The sequence below is a fragment of the Endozoicomonas sp. ALD068 genome, from assembly GCF_049310145.1.
GTDB lineage: Bacteria > Pseudomonadota > Gammaproteobacteria > Pseudomonadales > Endozoicomonadaceae > Endozoicomonas_A.
In genome coordinates this window covers 1,969,449-1,987,283 of the sequence record NZ_JBLYNU010000004.1, presented here as the reverse complement: position 1 = coordinate 1,987,283, position 17,835 = coordinate 1,969,449, and the positions used below count along the sequence as shown (strand labels likewise).

Below are 17,835 nucleotides of genomic sequence, written 5' to 3'. Positions count from 1 at the left end.
TCAGCGAAATGAACGAGTTCGCCATTTCCCGGAGATCATCAGCAGGCAGGGGGTCACCAGCAGTGTTAACAGAGTGGCAAAGGTCAGCCCCCCTGCTATTGAGGTCGCCAGCTGATTCCACATCTGGGTGGAGGGTGCTCCAATCTCGATGGAATGATCAAACATATTGATGTTCATCGACAATACCATGGGCATCAGGCCCAATACGGTCGTGATGGTTGTCAGCATAACGGGCCTGAGACGCTGAGCGCCAGTTCTGAGAATCGCTTCTCGTACACTGTGCCCTTCTCTTTTAAGACTATTGAAAGTATCGATCAAAACAATATTGTTATTCACGACAATCCCCGCCAGGGCAATAATGCCGATGCCACACATAACGATGCCAAAGCTCTGACCGGTGATCATCAGTCCCAGGAAGACGCCACCGGTGGCCAATATCACGGCTGACATAATTAATGCAGCCTGATAGAAACTGTTGAACTGGGTGACCAGGATCATGGCCATGACAAACAGTGCGACGCTGAATGCTTGCATCAGGAATTGTCCGCTCTCTTTCTGGTCCTCTTCCTCGCCCTTAAAGTCAAAGCTGACACCATCGCCAAAATTGGCCGCTGCTAACGCTTGGGTCAGTAACGGAATTTGTTGTGAAAGCAGCTCTCCAGCAACCAGATCAGCTGAAAGAGTGATGCTTCGTTTACCGTCTATGCGCTTGATATTATCGAGCTTGCCAGTGACTTCTCGCTCTGTAAAGTTACTGATGGGCACCAGTCCGGAAGAAGTCATTAGACGAAGCTGGTCAATACTTTCCAGATGTCGTTCACTTTCAGGGTAACGGATGCGTATATCCACCTCATCGTCGGAATCATCAGGGCGATAGGACCCCACTGTTAATCCGGATGTCACCATTCTTACCATACTACCGGTTGTTGTAACGTCGGCTCCATATCGGGCAGCTTCAGCACGATCAATACTCAGACGCCACTCGTAACCGGGTGCTGGCCCTGAATCTTCAATATTGGTAAAAGAACCCAGATTCTCGAGCAGGTTTCTTGCCTTAGCTACTGCATTGTATAGAGTGTAAAGATTGTCGGCCCTGACAATCAGCTCCAGCGGCTTGCTGCCGGGAGGACCATCCTTGACACGTTCAACGGCTATGTCCAGCCCTGAGAATGCTGACAATCTTTGTTCAGCATACCGGGCTATGGTCAAGGTTGTGTCACGGTACTGCCAGTCTTCAAGATTGATTCTTAAGGTCCCTACAACCTGGTTATCTCCGGTTCTGGCATAGAGTGTCTCCATGCCAGGCAGATCCAGCAGGCGGGCTTCTATGTTTGCCATCAGGGCATCTTTTTCGTCAACGGAAAGGTTCCCTGAGTTCACTTTTACGGTAATGATAATGGCATCAGTATCTACATCAGGGAAGAATTCAACACCACGGGAAGTCTTGATAAAAAGAGTAAAAATCAGCGCTACCGTGATGCAGGTAAAAAGTAACACCTTGCCAGGGTTGTCTATCGCGCGGGCTAAAACTGAAACATATCGTCCGGTGAATCCGGTGGTCTGATCAAATTCGCCTGACTCAACAGCCTGCATGGATGCTTTTTCTCCAGCCCCCAGTGAGCGGGGTTTGCCAATCATGGCACCCAGCGTCGGGATGAAAATCAGGGCCATGATCAGTGAAGAAGCCAGTGTTGCAATCAGAGTCAGGGGCAAGTACTTCATAAACTCCCCCATCATTCCCGGCCAGAACATCAGTGGAAAGAATGCTGCCAGTGTTGTGGCTGTGGAGGCGGTGATGGGCCAGGCCATTTTGCGAGAGGCTTCGAGATAGGCCTGTTGGCGATGAATCCCCTCCCCCATTCTCCTGTCTGCATATTCTGTGACAACAATAGCGCCATCAACCAGCATACCTACCGCCATAATCAGCGAGAAAAGCACGACCATATTAATGGTCAGACCCATAATCTCCAGAATCAGAATGCCCGACAGGAATGAACCGGGTATTGCGATGCCCACCAGAAAGGCACTGCGAGCCCCCAGGGCACCAATAATAATGATAACAACGAGAATCACTGCAGACAGGACGTTGTTCTGCAAGTCAGTCAGCATCCTTTTTATTTCTTCGGACTGATCACCCACGTAATCCACTTTCAACGTCTCGGGTCCGGCTGCAATACCATGATTGATGATAGTTTTTGCCACTTCAATGGCTTCGATAATGTTCTCACCGGGGCGCTTTTTTATTTCCAGGGCAATACTGTTTTCGCCGTTCAGGCGGGCATAGCCTCCGCCCTCTTTAAACGTACTCAGGACGGTAGCGACATCTGCAAAGGTCACTACCCGGTTCTCTTCTACTTTTACTGGTTGGGAAAGAATATCTGCCGGGGTTTTGTAAACGGCAGGGACTTTAACAGAGTAACTACCCTGGCCGGTATCCATGCTGCCAGCAGCGACCAGCTGATTATTCTGAGAAACCAGGTTAATGACATCGGCAGGCACCAGACCATAACTTTCCAGCTTCATAGGGTCGATAATAACGTCTACGACTTCTTCCCTGTCACCAGCGATATCTACTTCCAGAATCGCCTTGCGGGCTTCCAACTCATCCTTCAGGGCTCGGGCAATCTTTACCATGGTTCTTTCAGGAAGATGGCCCGAGAGAATAGCAGTCATCACAGGGTTTACGCTGGCCATGGTAATTTGTTCAATGACGGGCTCATCGGTTCCATCTGGCAGCTTGCTTTTTGCCAGGTTCACCTTGTCGCGGACATCGGCAAGCGCTTTATCAAGCTCCATACCAGCCTCAAACTCAAGTGTGACAGAGGCATGAGATTGTGAAGCCGTTGCAGAGAGTTCCTTGACGCCTTCAAGTCCCTGGAGCTCTTTTTCCAGAGGCAGAATCAGTAATCTTTCTGAATCTTCCGGTGAAATGCCTTCGTAGCTGACGGAAACATATACGAAGGGAATTGGAATATCAGGCGAAGATTCTCTGGGAATCGTCAGGTAGGAGACCATCCCCGAAATAAGAATCAGAATAAACATCATCAGAACTGTACGACTGCGATCCAGCGACAGGCCAATCAGGCTGCTCATGGTGTATCCCCTGCAAGCTTGTCTCCTTTAGCCGCAAGAGCCTGCTCCAGTTCAACCATCACCCGGTCCCCTTCCCTGACAAAACCCTGTCCTCTGGTGATGAGTCTGGCACTGGCAGGAATACCGCCAAGCCAGATACCGCTGGCTTCAGATTTGACAATATCAACGGCAGTGAAGTGCACCTGATCCTGTTCATCCACCCATTTGATGCCGGGGTTACCGGTCTCATCCAGACTTAATAAGGCCGGTGAAGCCTTGATGGCTTCAACTTGTTCCAGTTGAAGTTCAGCCTCAACACTCAAACCGGCCGGTGTCTCCATAGCTGCATTGGGCAGACTGAGTTCTACCTTAAAGGTTCGGGTGCCCGATTCCGCCAGACGGGCAATGTTGCGAACTTTTGCAGAGACTGTTTCACCGGAAGCAAAACGAATATCCGCGCTATCACCCAGGGTAACTGCAGCAATATGTGACTGGGGAACATCAACGGCAACCACCAGAGGATCAAGATCGAGTATCTCGGCGACGGGTTTCCCTGTTTCAATATAATCACCCTGCTCAACAAACCGGTCATTCAGAATGCCGGTTACCGGAGCACGGATTCGGGTGTTATCGAAATCAATTTCAAGCGTTGCAAGAGCTGATCGCGCTTCGCTCAGGTCCACTTCCAGTCGTGGCAAATCATTCTCAGCAATCAGGTTTTTACTTTTCAGTGACAGTGCTGATTCATAGTCCAGCTCAGCTTTTCGGACTCTGGCTTTGGCAGTGGCAATCTGGGCCGGTAATGCCCCCTCTTTCAAAGTGACGATAGCTTCTCCACTTTTCATGAGCTGCCCTTTCTGGCCGGTTGCGACTAGCACTCTGGCAGAGATTTCTGCACTGATCGTCACGATCCTGTCGGGCTGGGTTTCGCCAAATAAGCTAAGCGTACGATGAATGGATTCAACAGGAAAAACTTTGGCTGAGACTCTGGTCAGTGGTAATTCAGCAACAGGCCTGTTTTTCGCCACAGATGAGGATCTACCGGTATCGGACATGGAAGTCACATCTGCGGTCAGCAGATAGATTCCTAAAAGCCCAGCCATTCCTCCAGCAAGGATCCAGGATCGATTAATGTCAGGCATAGAGTGTTCGCAATGTGTCGTGATGGTTCCTGAGATGTCGTACGACCTTGTACGATTCTTTAAAGGAAACTATATAAAAGCTGACCATTGAGCAGCAAGCAAAGGCTGATATATTTGCACTTCTCTGACCTTTGGCCCTGATTCTTCAGCTTATAACCCTGGAGCTTTTCGGCTATGATGCAGCTGATACCACCCAAGGAAGCCGTTTCAAGGTTATGAAAGTCATTACATTCAATGTCAATGGAATCCGTGTTCGTCTGCATCAACTCAAGGCACTGATCGAAAAGCATCAGCCGGAGGTCATTGGACTGCAGGAGATCAAAGTCACTGATGAAGATTTCCCGGTCGAGGCCATTGAAGCCCTGGGTTATCATGTTGAGTATTTTGGACAGAAAACACACTATGGTGTTGCCTTAATGAGCCGTAAAAAGCCTGTCCGGGTTGAGAAAGGTTTCAAAACCGATGGCCCTGACGCCCAAAGGCGTCTTATCACCGGAGAATACCAGACCGACAGTGGCCAATCCTTTACCGTCATTAATGGTTATTTCCCTCAGGGCGAGAGCCGTGATCACCCTACCAAGTTTCCAGCCAAGCAGGCTTTTTATCAGGATCTGATGAGCACTCTGGAAAAAGAGTATTCACCGGGTCAACCTCTGCTGGTTATGGGCGACTTTAATATCTCCCACACGGATACTGACATTGGTATCGGTCCCGATAATGCAAAGCGCTGGCTAAGGACTGGAAAATGCAGTTTCCTGCCGGAAGAAAGAGAGTGGTTTGATCGTCTTCTGGCCTGGGGCTTCAATGATTGCTTTCGTGTGTGCCCTGAAAAGAACAGCGAAGAACTTTACAGCTGGTTTGACTACCGCAGTCGTGGATTTGATCGTGAGCCCAAACGAGGTCTTCGAATAGATGGTGTTATCGCAACGGACTCTTTGATGACGCACTGCAAAGCAACGGGCATTGATTACGATATTCGTGGTCTTGAGAAGCCTTCAGATCATGCTCCTCTCTGGGTAGAATTCGACGTTTGATTGTTATCTGATGCAAAATAGCCTCTTATATCAAGAGGCTAGAGTATTTTTATAATGCTCTTTGAGACTATTCGATAATCTCAACGGTGTCGCCCAATCGGATAATGCCTTCTGATTCATGGATCAGGTTTTGTCCAAAAATGACGCCCATCTCCGTTCTTCTGTAACCTGACAATGTCAATAGCGGATCTTTTCCTGTCTTGGCGCCTGTTGCCGGATCAACCGTTGTCATGACACATCGACTGCAAGGCTTGGCGACACGGAAAACCACCTCACCTATTTTGATTCTTTTCCAACGATCTTCTGCATAAGCCTCGTTGCCCTGAACGACAATATTGGGTCTGAAACGGTCCATGGTGACCGGAGTATCAAGGCGGCTGTTAAGCTCCTGCAATGAAGCTTCTGTGGTCAGAAGAAAAGGGAAACCATCAGCAAAAGCCGTGCAGTCGCCCTCATTGGCAAAACGAAGATCCACCTGACGATGCACCTGATTTGAGAACTTAACCATTCTGCATGGCAAGCCAAGACATTCCGTGAGCCATCGGGATGCGGCATCGCCCGCATCAAGCGCCTGCATTTCATCTTTCCAAACCACAACAGGCTTTTGCGAGGCTGCAGACGCTTGCTCCGGGTCTTTAATGATGAGATCAGACATGCCCGGTGCAGACAGGTTCAATCCACCTTCGTCTGGAATGGCAGCAATCAATGCCATTTTTGGATAATGGCGCTGGGTCATAAATTTGCCATCGGGCTCGACGACCAGCCAGCGTCGATCATTAATAAATCCCATAGGATCAATAACAGCCTGATCGACTGAAATCTTCTTGAGTGACTTCACCGGGTGAATGGCAAGATGGGACACAGTCAGGGCAGAATGAGTCATTAAAGTCTCACTATGAATTTAAAGATTGAGCGCATAGCCCGATTGCCATGCCCACCTTATTTTGGAGAGAATGTACCAGATTTTTACCTGTAACTTCGAGGTTTTATGAACCCTAATCTGGTGGACATCGGTGTGAACCTCACCGATAAGCAATTTTCAGAGGATCGGGATGAAGTCGTGGCGCGTGCCGTTAAAGCAGGCGTGAATACGATGGTTCTTACAGGAACCTCTGTTGTTGAGTCTCAGCAGGCATTGGAACTGGCCGAAAAGTATTCCGATTACTGCTACTCAACGGCCGGTATTCATCCGCACGATGCAAAAAATGCCACAGAGTCCTGTTACAAAGTCCTGAAAGAGCTGTTTCAGGCACCGCCAGTAGTTGCTGCGGGTGAAATGGGTCTGGACTTTAATCGGGATTTTTCACCCAGACCGATTCAGGAAACCGTTTTTCAGCAACAGTTACAGCTGGCCGTTGAAGCAGGTCTTCCTGCTTTCTGCCATGAACGCGATGCAGCTGAGCGTTTTACAGCCATTGCCAGAGAGTTCAGAGATCATCTTGATGGGCTGGTTGTGCATTGTTTTACAGCCGACAAAAAAGCGCTCTATCAATACCTTGATCTGGATCTGCACATTGGCATAACCGGCTGGGTTTGTGATGAAAGGCGTGGTACGCACCTGCATTCATTACTGAAAGAGATTCCGGCAAATCGCCTGATGATAGAAACTGATGCCCCCTGGCTTCTGCCCAGAAGCATGGACAAAAAACCAAAGAGCAGGAGGAATGAGCCTGCCTTTTTGTCCTGGGTAGTGAAAACCATTGCCGAGCAAACGGGAAAAACCTATGAACAAGTGGCCAGAGAGACATCAGAAACGGCCAGTAGCTTTTTCGGACTGGTGAAGCGGTAACTATACATTTGCCTTCCCGCGCAGAGTGGTTGGAGTTTTGCGACAACCTCTTCAGGGCGGGTTTCCTTGACCGGATTTCCTTTTTTTAGCCAGGGAAGCGACATCAACTGCACTTGAATATCGCCGATATCTTTCTACAATTCGTTGTACAATGTATAGCAATGTAATACATATTTGACTTATAGAGAGTAAAACATGAAGCAGGAAATGCTCAGTGCCCGTATCGATCACGATACCAAGGCCGCCTTTACTAATATCTGCGAAGCTGTTGGTTTAAGTACTTCTCAGGCTATTAATCTCTTTGCCAAAGCGGTAATCAATCACGGTGGAATCCCCTTTGAACTGCGAGTTCAGAAGCCCAACAAAACCTCGGTGGCTGCAATGAAAGAACTGTATGAAGGCAAAGGTCAAAGCGCCGAATCCGTCAGTGTTTTAATGAATGAGCTGACTGATGGCAAGGTAAATGATGTATAGCCTGGAATATTCCAATCAGTTTAAGAAGGACTTTAAAAAGATCACCAAACTGGCCATTGCAGATATTATTGCCGTAGGTGATGTTATTGGTACTTTACAGCGAGGCCAAACGCTGGATGCCCGCCATATGGATCATGCATTGGTTGGCGACTGGCTCGGCTTCCGGGACTGCCATATCAAACCCGATTTGGTATTGATCTACCGCATCCACGATAGAAAACTGCAATTGGCTCGCATTGGTTCTCACAGTGACTTATTTTAGCAAGTCAGTCATTCCCGTAGCCGGTTTCAATATAATTGATGGGTTACCTCCAGGAACGAGTGGGCTCTATGAATATCAAGGCTTGGGTGCACTAGCTTTTTCAATTTGGATCCAGATGAACAATGACGTCGGCATTGGGAAGGAACGCCATAATGGCATCTTCCGCAGCCTGACCAATGTCATGAGCCTCGTGCAAGCTCTGATCACCATCAAGGTCGATGTGCATCTGGATAAAGGGAACCCGACCAGAAATACGGGTTCTCATCTCATGGATGCCAAGAACCCCTTCAATAGCCAGCACAATGCGTTCAATGTCCTGAACCTGCTGCTCTGGCAATGAATGGTCCATAAGCTGCTGAACCGCATCCCACGCCATTTTGCCAACACTGACCAGCATATAAATCGAAATCAGGAGAGCAAATCCCGGATCAAGATAGAAGTAACCCTGACTGGCACCATAGAGCGCAATAATAACAGAGGCATTGGTGAGCAGGTCGACCCGGTAATGTGCGGAATCTGCAGCAATGGCAGCAGATCCGGTCTTCTTCACAACATAGTTTTGTATAGACAGAAGTATGAGAGTCACCACGATCGAGAAAAGCATGACGGTCATGCCCACTGTTTCATTGTCAACGCTGCCTTCCTCTCCTAACAGCTGGTCAGTTGCGCTGAGAAACAAAATAATGGCCGAGCCAGAAATAAAAGCAGATTGAGCCAGAACAGCCAGATACTCAGCTTTGCCATGGCCAAATCGATGCTCTTTATCGGCAGGTTCGAGGGAAATTTTGACTGCCACGAGTGTGATCACCGAGGCAACCACATCCATGACAGAATCCAGCAGTGTTGCCAGAACACTCAGAGAACCGGTCATAAACCAGGCGGCAATTTTAACGAATAAGAGGATGGCGGCAGTTGTGACTGAGGCCATTGAAGCGAGCTTCATTAACTTTTCATGGCTGTCAGAGATTTTTTTAAAGGCTGTAGACATACGATCCATCAATGTTGTGTAAACTGTTTCCCTAGTTTCAGAATACTGAATCTGTAATAAAAATCCTAGGAGCCTGACTAAGAAGCCATCAACTCCGGGATGAATGCTCAGTCAGGTGGTTATAGATCCATTCTCCGAGCTCTTCCATTTCAAACGGCCAGCCTATCTCGTCGCCCTCTTCGGTAGCGATCACCGGGATTCGGACACCATATCGTTCAATCAAATCGTCAGATACGCTGATTTCAACCGCCGACCAACAGAATTGACTATGAAGTTGGGGATGTTGGCCGAGAATTATAAGGAACTCTTCAACATGATCACACAGATGGCAACCAGATGTGGTATAGAAAGATAAGTGCAGCACAAGTTTTCCTGAACAGCGGGAGGCTAAGTCGGATACAATTGTAACCGTTCATTTAGCTCACCCCAAAATTTTGCTAGAGAGCTGTATTTTCACTGTAAAAAGAATAACCAGGCCCTATAAACGATGGACTTTACTTTTTTCAATCAATTGATGTTAATTCTGGCTCTCTCCGTGGGAGCCATTGCTCTGTTTCATCGCCTGAATCTGCCCGAAAGCCTTGGCTATCTGGCGGTGGGTATCGTGCTTGGCCCCACCGCTACCGGCTTGATCGATCATAGCTTTGATATCAGCTTGCTGGCAGAAATTGGCGTGGTCTTCCTGCTGTTTACTCTTGGTCTGGAGTTTTCGCTTAAACGAATTAAGTCCATGAAGCGGGAAGTGTTTGGGCTTGGGGGCGGGCAGGTCCTCTTGTGTGGGGCAGGAATCTTTGCGGTTTTGCTGGTGGTTGGAACATCAGTAAAAGAAGCTTTGATCGTCGCAGCAGCTCTTGCTTTATCTTCTACTGCGATTGTTTCCAAAGAGTTGACCCAGAGCAATGAAATTCGCAGTCGTCAGGGCCAGATGGCGATTGGTGTGCTGCTGTTCCAGGACATTGCCGCAGTTCTGTTCCTGATTCTGGTTCCAGCCCTGGCGGGGGCGGGAGACAAATCAGTCTTCACCACCATTAGCATGGCTCTGGCCAAGGGCCTGCTTTTTGTCCTTCTCATGATGGCCGTTGGTAAATGGATTTTGCCCAGAGTCTTCAACGAAGTCGCGAGGGCCCGCTCTGAAGAGTTATTTGTATTAACCGCTCTCATGGTTGCTCTGATGGCGGCCTGGTTAACCCATGTTCTGGGTTTGTCCATGGCTCTGGGTGGTTTTATTGCTGGCATGATGATGGGTGAGAGTAACTATAAGCATCAGGTGGAAGCGGATATCCGACCTTTCCGGGATATTTTACTGGGACTGTTCTTTGTCTCCGTCGGGCTGATGCTGGATCTGAATATCCTGCTGAATTTCTGGCCAGCGATTATCCTGGGTACAGTGGGTCTGGTCATCTTCAAACTGGGTATCATTACGCTACTGGCAAGGGTGCTCAGAGAGAAAAAAAGCACTTCACTCAAAACCGGTCTGGCTCTGGCTCAGGGGGGGGAATTCTGTTTTGCCCTCATTGCTCTGGCTACTCAATATGGCCAAACGGAGGGAGAAAGAGCTTCCGTGGTGCTGGCCATCACTATTCTATCCATGATTCTGGCGCCATTGCTCATCAGAAACAGCAGCAAAATTGTCAATCTTTTATATAAGAAACAGGAGGCTATACAGTCCCAAATTGATCAGGGCGATATTGAGCAGCAGGTCTCCCACATCAGACAGCATACCCTCATTTGCGGCTACGGCCGTGTGGGACAGACAATAAGCCGATTCCTGGGGCAGGAAAAGCTGGCCTTTGTAGCAGTAGATAATGACCCCTTACATGTTCATGAAGCCGGACTTGCAGGCGAACCTGTCTTTTATGGAGACTCGCGTCGTTTGGAGCTTCTGGAGTCAGTTGGTTTGAAACGCGCCAGGCAAGTCATTGTCTGTATCGATCGCAGTGAAAATGCCCTGGAGATTGTCAAAACAATTCGTTCCCATTATCAGGATATTCCCATTCTGGTCAGAACCCAGGATGACAGTCTAACAGACTCACTCAAAAAGGCCGGTGCCACAGCCGTTATTCCTGAAGTGCTCGAATCCAGTTTGTTGATCGTCAAGCATGTTCTGTTAATGCTGGGCATAGATCGTAATCAGGTCAGAGACAAGATCCATAAAGCCAGAGAACAACAATACGATATTCTCAATGGTTACTATCCCGGCTATGAAGATGTTATGGGAGACAGCGAGGAAACTTCTTTACGGCATGCTGTTAACGTTTGCCGGGGTAATACCTGTGAAGGATTGAATCCCCGTGATTTACCGCTTGAAGACGATGTTTCTGTTGTTGAAGTAAAACGGGACGGCCAAAGTCTGGATCCGGAAGAAGTGGATGCCCTCGAACAAGACGATATTGTTATTCTGACCGGGCCTCTTGCACCTATGCAGCAATCTGAAAAGAACCTTATCTGATATTTTGGCAGTCCTGAAATACGGGCTGCCACATTCTCAAAACCCTTCCGAAACATTTAGCTTTTTTCAGTGTGAGATAACTGCCTGAGATAACAGTCACCATTTATATAATAAAAAGAACTCCATTCATTTCAATATGATACAAGAATAACCTAATAATTATTCAAACAGACACTATAATGAATTTTCGAAAGGACTTCTGTGTAAAACAGGGCGTTAACAAAAACTTTTATAATATTAAAATAGGTGAATACTATGGTCATTCGATCGATTCGGCTGTCCCTCAGTTCGTGTTTTTTGCTGATGTTGATTCTGACCATAAAGCCCTTAAACAGTCACGCCATCTTTCTTGAATTTTACTTGCCACCCTACTTCTCCGGCATGGAAGGACATCCGATTGTTTCCAGAGAAGAACTTCCTCAGAATACTACCCTGATCCAGCAGCAAGAACCTTTTTTCTGCAATGACTACGAGACTAATTTTAATTATTTTAACAGTCTTCCATCCGCCTCATTAATCAAGTTTGGTGGTTTCGCATTGTTGGGATCAGCTTTTACCAATTCAATAGCAGGCGGAGTTGATCCTCATAATTACTGGCACAAGCCTGTTTTTCTGTTGAATCTGGTCACCATTCTTTCCTGGTCCATCCCTCAGACCAGCTTCACCAACGAATACGCTCTACCTGTTGCAGAATACCGCGAAGTCGAAAAGGTGTTAGACCAAATAAAAACGACAGAAAGCAACGAGACTCAGCGTTATAAGGAAGAACCTTCAGCCGGTTACGTCCTGACGGGCCTTTCATTTGTTGGCCTTAATTTATTCGCTGAATTTTATAATGCCAACAATCCATCTCCGGGACCCGGAGTGAATATGCTGGAAAATTTCGCCATCGGAGCTAAATCCATTGGTGTCACCAGCAATATGGCATCAGCCCTGAGAACTCACTTAAAAAATATCTACCTGAGTAAAGGCTTTACAAGTTACGAAGCGACTGCGGCAGCATCAAGAGATGTAACAACCATCTACGTTGTCCTTCTGGCTGGGGTGGTAAACACGGGTCTGCTCAACTCAGCAGCCATGGAAGGTATAAACGCCAAAGATATTGAGCAGTATTCATTGGCGATGGCTCGTTATGTCGGTCGAAAATACTACCACGTATCCCTATCGGGCGGCCTGATGATCAGTGCCGCTTATGAAACCATTGGCTCTCTTGAGAATTACTGTATGGCAAACTTTGATCATGTTTTACCTCATGCCCACTATGGGGAGTCAGAAAAACTGGTTTTATGTAAAGGGTTAGCTTCTGTTTCTATGGCCAGCATGAGCGGTCTGGCCTTATTGAAATTATCCAGTGGTTTGCCCTGGGTCTATCTTGTGAATGCTCTAGAAGCAGCGGGTCTGGTCAACACTGAAATGGCGATCACTCTGGGTCGAAACCTGTTCGATCATCCGATTGCTAAAGATACGGCAGGGCTCGCCATGGGAGGCGCTATTACGGCAGGTTCGCTTTACCTCAACCTCCGATACTTCCCCGGATCGATGATGATGTACATACTCCAGGGCTCCGGGTTAATCATGATCTACGAAACGGGCTCTGCACTGGTAAGTCATTCTTATCCGACTGCAGGAAAGGTACTGGCACTTGGTCATACCGTGATGGGAAATTATGACTATGCCTGTAAGCCAAGACCTTAAGGTCTCAGTTATCAAACCCCTCAAGCTTTCAGGTGTTTTTATTATTAAAGGATGCTCTATGCAATTAATGCTCAAACAGTTAATTTTTTTGGTTTTATCTGCTTGCTTCACTTCTCTCTGTGTTGGCCAAACAAACTCGAAGTTGCGTGATCCTCATACTGCTCCGGCTCCGGGTTTTGAAACGGGAATCGATGTACATGCTGCCTGGTTTCAGCAGCACTTTGGTGTTGATGCTATACAAGAGCAGGAGTCCGTAGAATTTATCATAACTGAGTTACCGGATATGTATTCGGAAGAGGCAAGAGAATATCTCGAGGTGACATTACCTGGCTTGTTAAAGGCAAGAAGTCTGGATCACGAAATTCGGGCACCCTGTAATCAGCAGAGACTCAAGTGTGATGTTGAGATTTACCTTTTCAATCAACAGGAAACTTCAAAGCAGCTGACAGAGATTGTGCGCTTTACGGTACTTACGCAGATAAAGCCAGCCGAAGCATCCTCAGGCTCTGATCATTCATCATTAGAAAAAGATGCCCAGTTACATTGTACTGCGAAAATGGATTGTCCTACCGCTACTGATTCGGAAACAAAAACGGCTTTATTTCAGGAGTCAGATCTGCCTGAACTTGGTACGGACTGGCTGGAAAAAGTCCATGTTTATCAAAATAAGGAGAATGGAGACAGTCTGGTCATAAGGAATAACATTGTTTATTACACCGGTAAATCACTGACTGTTCTTCTCAAACTTTTCAATTCCCTGCTCTTCAGCTCGGGACCTGTTGATACCAGTGACGGATATTATGGACATTTCGCCAACGCTCAAATACTGGCAGAAGCTCTGGCATTGGGGGATATAATACCGCTTTTGATCAGAGATCATAATTGGTCTTACATCACACCTCAGATAGATGCCAGCGGTTACACTTTGTCTCTTGCTATTTTTTGCACCTATTTACATTATCGGGATAATCTGGGCCTGGTTCTAAACAAGAAAGAGATGTCTGAGTCTGATGTGCGGATATTCTATACGTGGAAGCTGTTTGCGAATATTGCGACCAAAGCGATTAATGAGGTTGCTGAGAAGAAAATATTTGCCAAAGAGACCGATAGCGAGATTAATAAAATGAAATCCTCGCTGTTCACCAGTTTAGTTACAGCCCTTCCCTATGGAACAAAGTTAATGGTCACTGCCTTTACGGGTAATACCTATGCCAATAATATATTGAAGGCGGTACCGGCAGATCACTTCCTCTCCTGCTCGATCAGTGTCAATGGTGCCTGCATTCAACTGTTCTTCCATCGTATTCTGGGTGAAGCTGATATAACCATTGTTCCTGCCACCAGTCTGGAACCGGCCAAAAAAGTGACATCTGGCCTTTCCTATATCCCGTCAGCCATAACACAGGCTGCCATAGGAAAAGCGTTTAATAGCCTTGGAATGACTGTATGCGGTGGACATTACATAAAAGGAGCCGGGTATGCATTGGTTGATGGTGCCGATAAATATCTGGTGGCTCAGGGGGCCAGTGACTTTACCCGCTATTCAGCGTTAATGGCTGGCTCTCTTTTTATGAGTTACAGCAACTACTCATTCAGTAAGACATTTGCGAGCGGATTCACCAATCGCTATGCAAAATATCTCATGATTTGGGCGACTACAACTTTTATGACATTGTCTGAACTCTACTTTCACACGTCTACCTTGAGGTGATTTTTAAGATTATCACGCTTTGTTAATTTTTCTCCTGTCATATCACTTGCGACTTCATCACTGGCATGTAATAAATGAGACGAACTCACGAAACGGGGAATTATCATGGCAAAGGGCACTGGCTTCCTGTCAACGCTGCAGAGCGCCTTAGCGTCTGCGTTTGGTGTGCAGAGTGAAAAAAACAGGGCGCGTGATTTTTCGCAGGGACGTCCGGCGCACTTCATCATCGCCGGTATTGTGGGAACGCTTGTTTTTATTCTGATCCTGGTAATGTTGGTGAAACTGGTGCTCAGTCAGTCTGGGTAGCTTATTGATGGCTGACCCAGTATACAGCAGTAACAACAATCAGCATTACTATCGAAACAGCTGCAATGGCATCAACAGTACTGTCTTTCATGGGCTTTCCCTGAGACATTTCTCATTCCCTCAATCAGTTATTCGATGGTGCTCCTCCAAGCTAGCTGATTATCGCTTTTCGGGCAACTGCTCAATGATCCTTTTCCGCGCCATAAGTCTTGATTGAAAAGTTTATCTGGAATAATGTGTTTGTGGCACTTAAGCAAAGCGACCTATTCAGTCTCCGGAATACATGGATTTCTTCGGATATGCAGTTTTCATCTAGTTATATAAAAAAATTTTTTATTACTAAATACAAAAATACTGTTATCTTGTCTACTCTCGGTCGTAGCTGGAATCTGCATCGAGCCTGAAACAGATTTCCAGAAGCCTGATAAGTACTCAGCCATACGGAATCGAATATTTCTGGCTTATTGGGCAGGTGCTCTGCAAGGCGCAACGACGGGAACATAGCAAGCTATGTGACCAGAGTTGCAACGCAGTCAGAGTGCCTGAACAATAAGTCAGAAAATATGATTTCGTATGGTTGAGTACTTATAGTCAGGCCTCTGGATAGCTCGCCAACCCATTTAGAAAAATTATTCCCATGTATAAATACGATGAGTACGATCAACGCATCGTCGACGAAAGAGTGAGTCAGTTCAGAGAGCAGACTCGACGTTACCTCGCCGGTGAGATCGCAGAGGACGAGTTTTTACCCCTGCGTCTGCAGAATGGCCTCTATATTCAGCGTTTTGCTCCCATGCTGCGGATCGCAATCCCGTACGGCATGTTGAATACCCGCCAGGTTAGAAGACTTTCTGAAATTTCGCGCAAATATGATAAGGGCTATGTGCACTTCACTACCCGCCAGAACGTACAGTTGAACTGGCCTCTGCTTGAGCAGGTTCCTGATATCCTGGCTGATCTTGCGGAAGTTGAGATGCATGCTGTGCAGACCAGTGGTGCCTGCATTCGTAACACGACGACTGATCAGTTTGCCGGTATTGCACGAGATGAAATTGTAGACCCAAGACCCTGGTCTGAAATCATCCGTCAATGGTCAACATTCCACCCGGAATTTGCCTTTTTGCCCCGTAAATTCAAAATCGCCGTTTGTGGTTCTGAAGAAGATCGTGCAGCTACCATGGTTCATGACATTGGCGTCCATGCCTTTCGAAATGAGAGCGGCAATGTGCGATTCAAGATACTGGCCGGTGGTGGACTGGGACGAACTCCCATGGTCGCCAGTGTCATCAGAGAGTCCATAGAGCCTGAACATTTATTGACCTATCTGGATGCCATTCTGAGGGTTTACAACCGCTATGGCCGTCGTGACAACAAATACAAGGCGCGCATCAAGATTCTTGTAAAAGCCATGACACCTGAAGTGTTCACAGAGAAAGTGGAATCAGAATGGGAGCAGATCAAAGATTCCGCATCCCTTCTGCCTGAAGCTGAGATAAAGCGTGTCAGCCAGCACTTTGTTGATCCAGAATACAAGGGACTGGTGGATCAGGACTTTAATGATCTGGCTTTGAAAGCGCCGACAGGTTTCCATTCCTGGCTGAAACAGAATGTGTTTCCCCATAAGAAACCAGGTTACTGTGCCGTCACCCTGACTTTGAAAGCTACCGGGGATGCTCCTGGTGATGTATCTGCAGAACAGCTGGATGTTATTGCTGATCTTGCCGATCATTACAGCCTGGGAGAGCTCAGAGTTAGCCACGAGCAGAATCTGATATTCGCTGACGTGGAACAAACGGCACTGATTGAACTTTGGGAAAAATTGTCAGCTGTTGGCTTGGGGACGGCCAATCGTGGCCTGTTAACCGATGTGATCTGCTGCCCGGGTGGTGATTTCTGTGCACTGGCCAATGCTCGATCTATTCCTCTGGCAGAGGAAATTCAGCGCAAGTTCGACGATATTGACTATCTGCATGACGTCGGTGAGCTGGACCTGAACATTTCAGGTTGCATGAATGCCTGTGCCCATCACCATGTGGGTCATATAGGTATTCTGGGTGTCGACAGAAAAGGCATTGAATATTATCAGGTTCAGGTCGGTGGCTCTGCTTCAAAAGAAGCTGCCCTGGGCAAGATTATTGGACCTTCATTCAAGCGTGAAGAAATTCCTGACGTGCTGGAGAAGATCCTCAGTGTTTACATAGAGCAGCGTCATGAAGATGAACTGTTTATCGATACCTGCCAGCGCATTGGCATAACCCCTTTCAAGGAGCGTGTGTATGCCCAGGCTGCTTAAAAATAGCGAAGTTTTTGAGGATGATTACCGGATTCTGGATTCAGAATCTGCAGATCAGGTATTTGCAGGGACACTGCTGATTCCAGCTAAGGAACTCGATCAATATAAGAAACTGCTTGAACAAAAGCAGCAACCAACCGGCTTGTTCCTTGATAGTGATGACGAAGTTGAAAATTATGCTGACATACTGTCCAGCTTCGACCTGATTACCATTAATTTTCCCAAGTTTATTGATGGTAGAGGCTACTCCCTGTGCCGCATCCTCAGGGACCGTTATCATTACAAAGGAGATATCAGAGCCGTGGGTGACGTGCTTATCGATCAGATTTTCATGTTGCAGCGGTGTGGCTTTTCAAGTTATTACCTCAGAGAAGACCAGAAAGCAGAAGATGCTATCAAGGCATTGGACACTTTTACCCTAAGGTATCAGGGAAGCACTGATGATCCTGAACCTCTCTACAGAAAAAGACAGGCATCTTAGAAGAGCCAGATCCAACTTGTTAAGGGCTGCTGTCAGCGGCCCTACCCTTCTCTTGTTTACCGGACTCACAGCCTTGGGTATATACTTGGCCTTTTAGCTTCAAGCAAAATGCGGGCTGGAATAGCCCTTTTATAAACAA

The 17,835-nt window shown here is 47.1% G+C and carries 15 protein-coding genes; 10 read left to right on the top strand and 5 right to left on the bottom strand.

Translation table 11 applies throughout. The features are described 5' to 3' along the window. Together ACO6V5_RS07085 and ACO6V5_RS07080 are read right to left on the bottom strand one after the other, a co-directional pair. Window positions 1-3,093 carry an efflux RND transporter permease subunit gene (locus tag ACO6V5_RS07085; RefSeq protein WP_422408915.1) on the bottom strand — a complete coding sequence of 1,031 codons (3,093 nt, stop codon included), beginning with the start codon at window positions 3,091-3,093 and terminating at the stop codon, window positions 1-3. Next, window positions 3,090-4,175, bottom strand: coding sequence for an efflux RND transporter periplasmic adaptor subunit (locus ACO6V5_RS07080; protein ID WP_422408913.1), 1,086 nt, complete (start codon window positions 4,173-4,175; stop codon window positions 3,090-3,092). The genes ACO6V5_RS07085 and ACO6V5_RS07080 overlap by 4 nt, the downstream gene beginning before the upstream one ends. 254 nt (window positions 4,176-4,429) lie before the next feature. On the opposite strand from ACO6V5_RS07080, the gene xthA reads away from it, so the two are divergent. Next, window positions 4,430-5,248, top strand: a complete 819-nt coding sequence (xthA, locus tag ACO6V5_RS07075; protein WP_422408911.1) for an exodeoxyribonuclease III — start codon at window positions 4,430-4,432, stop codon at window positions 5,246-5,248. Window positions 5,249-5,315: 67 nt separating this feature from the next. Here xthA and ACO6V5_RS07070 read toward each other — a convergent pair whose 3' ends face one another. After that, a complete protein-coding gene (locus ACO6V5_RS07070) occupies window positions 5,316-6,131 on the bottom strand; it encodes an MOSC domain-containing protein (protein WP_422408909.1) in 816 nt (271 codons plus the stop codon). Window positions 6,132-6,236: 105 nt separating this feature from the next. Here ACO6V5_RS07070 and ACO6V5_RS07065 point away from each other — a divergent pair, with 105 nt between their 5' ends. From ACO6V5_RS07065 to ACO6V5_RS07055, 3 genes are all read left to right on the top strand, one after another. After that, window positions 6,237-7,037 (top strand): TatD family hydrolase, encoded by an 801-nt coding sequence (locus ACO6V5_RS07065; protein WP_422137938.1) that lies wholly within the window; start codon window positions 6,237-6,239, stop codon window positions 7,035-7,037. A 195-nt stretch (window positions 7,038-7,232) separates the two neighbouring features. Continuing rightward, window positions 7,233-7,511, top strand: coding sequence for a type II toxin-antitoxin system RelB/DinJ family antitoxin (locus ACO6V5_RS07060; protein WP_422133727.1), 279 nt, complete (start codon window positions 7,233-7,235; stop codon window positions 7,509-7,511). Continuing rightward, entirely contained in the window at window positions 7,504-7,773 is a 270-nt protein-coding gene (locus ACO6V5_RS07055) for a type II toxin-antitoxin system YafQ family toxin (RefSeq protein ID WP_422140084.1), read from the top strand. Before ACO6V5_RS07060 ends, ACO6V5_RS07055 begins: the two co-directional genes overlap by 8 nt. Before the next feature lie 100 nt (window positions 7,774-7,873). Here the strand turns inward: ACO6V5_RS07055 and ACO6V5_RS07050 are convergent, their stop codons facing one another. Together ACO6V5_RS07050 and ACO6V5_RS07045 are read right to left on the bottom strand one after the other, a co-directional pair. Next, entirely contained in the window at window positions 7,874-8,761 is an 888-nt protein-coding gene (locus ACO6V5_RS07050) for a cation diffusion facilitator family transporter (RefSeq protein WP_422441800.1), read from the bottom strand. Window positions 8,762-8,849: 88 nt separating this feature from the next. Continuing rightward, a complete protein-coding gene (locus ACO6V5_RS07045; protein WP_422133730.1) occupies window positions 8,850-9,125 on the bottom strand; it encodes a glutaredoxin family protein in 276 nt (91 codons plus the stop codon). A gap of 123 nt (window positions 9,126-9,248) precedes the next feature. On the opposite strand from ACO6V5_RS07045, the gene ACO6V5_RS07040 reads away from it, so the two are divergent. The 6 genes from ACO6V5_RS07040 to ACO6V5_RS07015 all read left to right on the top strand — a co-directional run bounded on the left by ACO6V5_RS07040 (window position 9,249) and on the right by ACO6V5_RS07015 (window position 17,696). Next, a complete protein-coding gene (locus ACO6V5_RS07040; protein ID WP_422137940.1) occupies window positions 9,249-11,210 on the top strand; it encodes a cation:proton antiporter in 1,962 nt (653 codons plus the stop codon). 255 nt (window positions 11,211-11,465) lie between these two features. Next, a complete protein-coding gene (locus ACO6V5_RS07035) occupies window positions 11,466-12,905 on the top strand; it encodes a hypothetical protein (protein ID WP_422137941.1) in 1,440 nt (479 codons plus the stop codon). A gap of 142 nt (window positions 12,906-13,047) precedes the next feature. Continuing rightward, window positions 13,048-14,616, top strand: a complete 1,569-nt coding sequence (locus ACO6V5_RS07030; RefSeq protein ID WP_422408905.1) for a hypothetical protein — start codon at window positions 13,048-13,050, stop codon at window positions 14,614-14,616. A 105-nt stretch (window positions 14,617-14,721) separates the two neighbouring features. Continuing rightward, complete coding sequence (locus ACO6V5_RS07025) at window positions 14,722-14,922, top strand: DUF2970 domain-containing protein (RefSeq protein WP_422133734.1); 201 nt, start codon at window positions 14,722-14,724, stop codon at window positions 14,920-14,922. Between the two features lie 637 nt (window positions 14,923-15,559). After that, window positions 15,560-17,215: a nitrite/sulfite reductase gene (locus tag ACO6V5_RS07020; protein WP_422408903.1), complete on the top strand. Its 1,656-nt coding sequence runs from the start codon at window positions 15,560-15,562 to the stop codon at window positions 17,213-17,215. After that, window positions 17,199-17,696 (top strand): DUF934 domain-containing protein, encoded by a 498-nt coding sequence (locus tag ACO6V5_RS07015; RefSeq protein WP_422133736.1) that lies wholly within the window; start codon window positions 17,199-17,201, stop codon window positions 17,694-17,696. Before ACO6V5_RS07020 ends, ACO6V5_RS07015 begins: the two co-directional genes overlap by 17 nt. Window positions 17,697-17,835 lie beyond the last annotated feature (139 nt).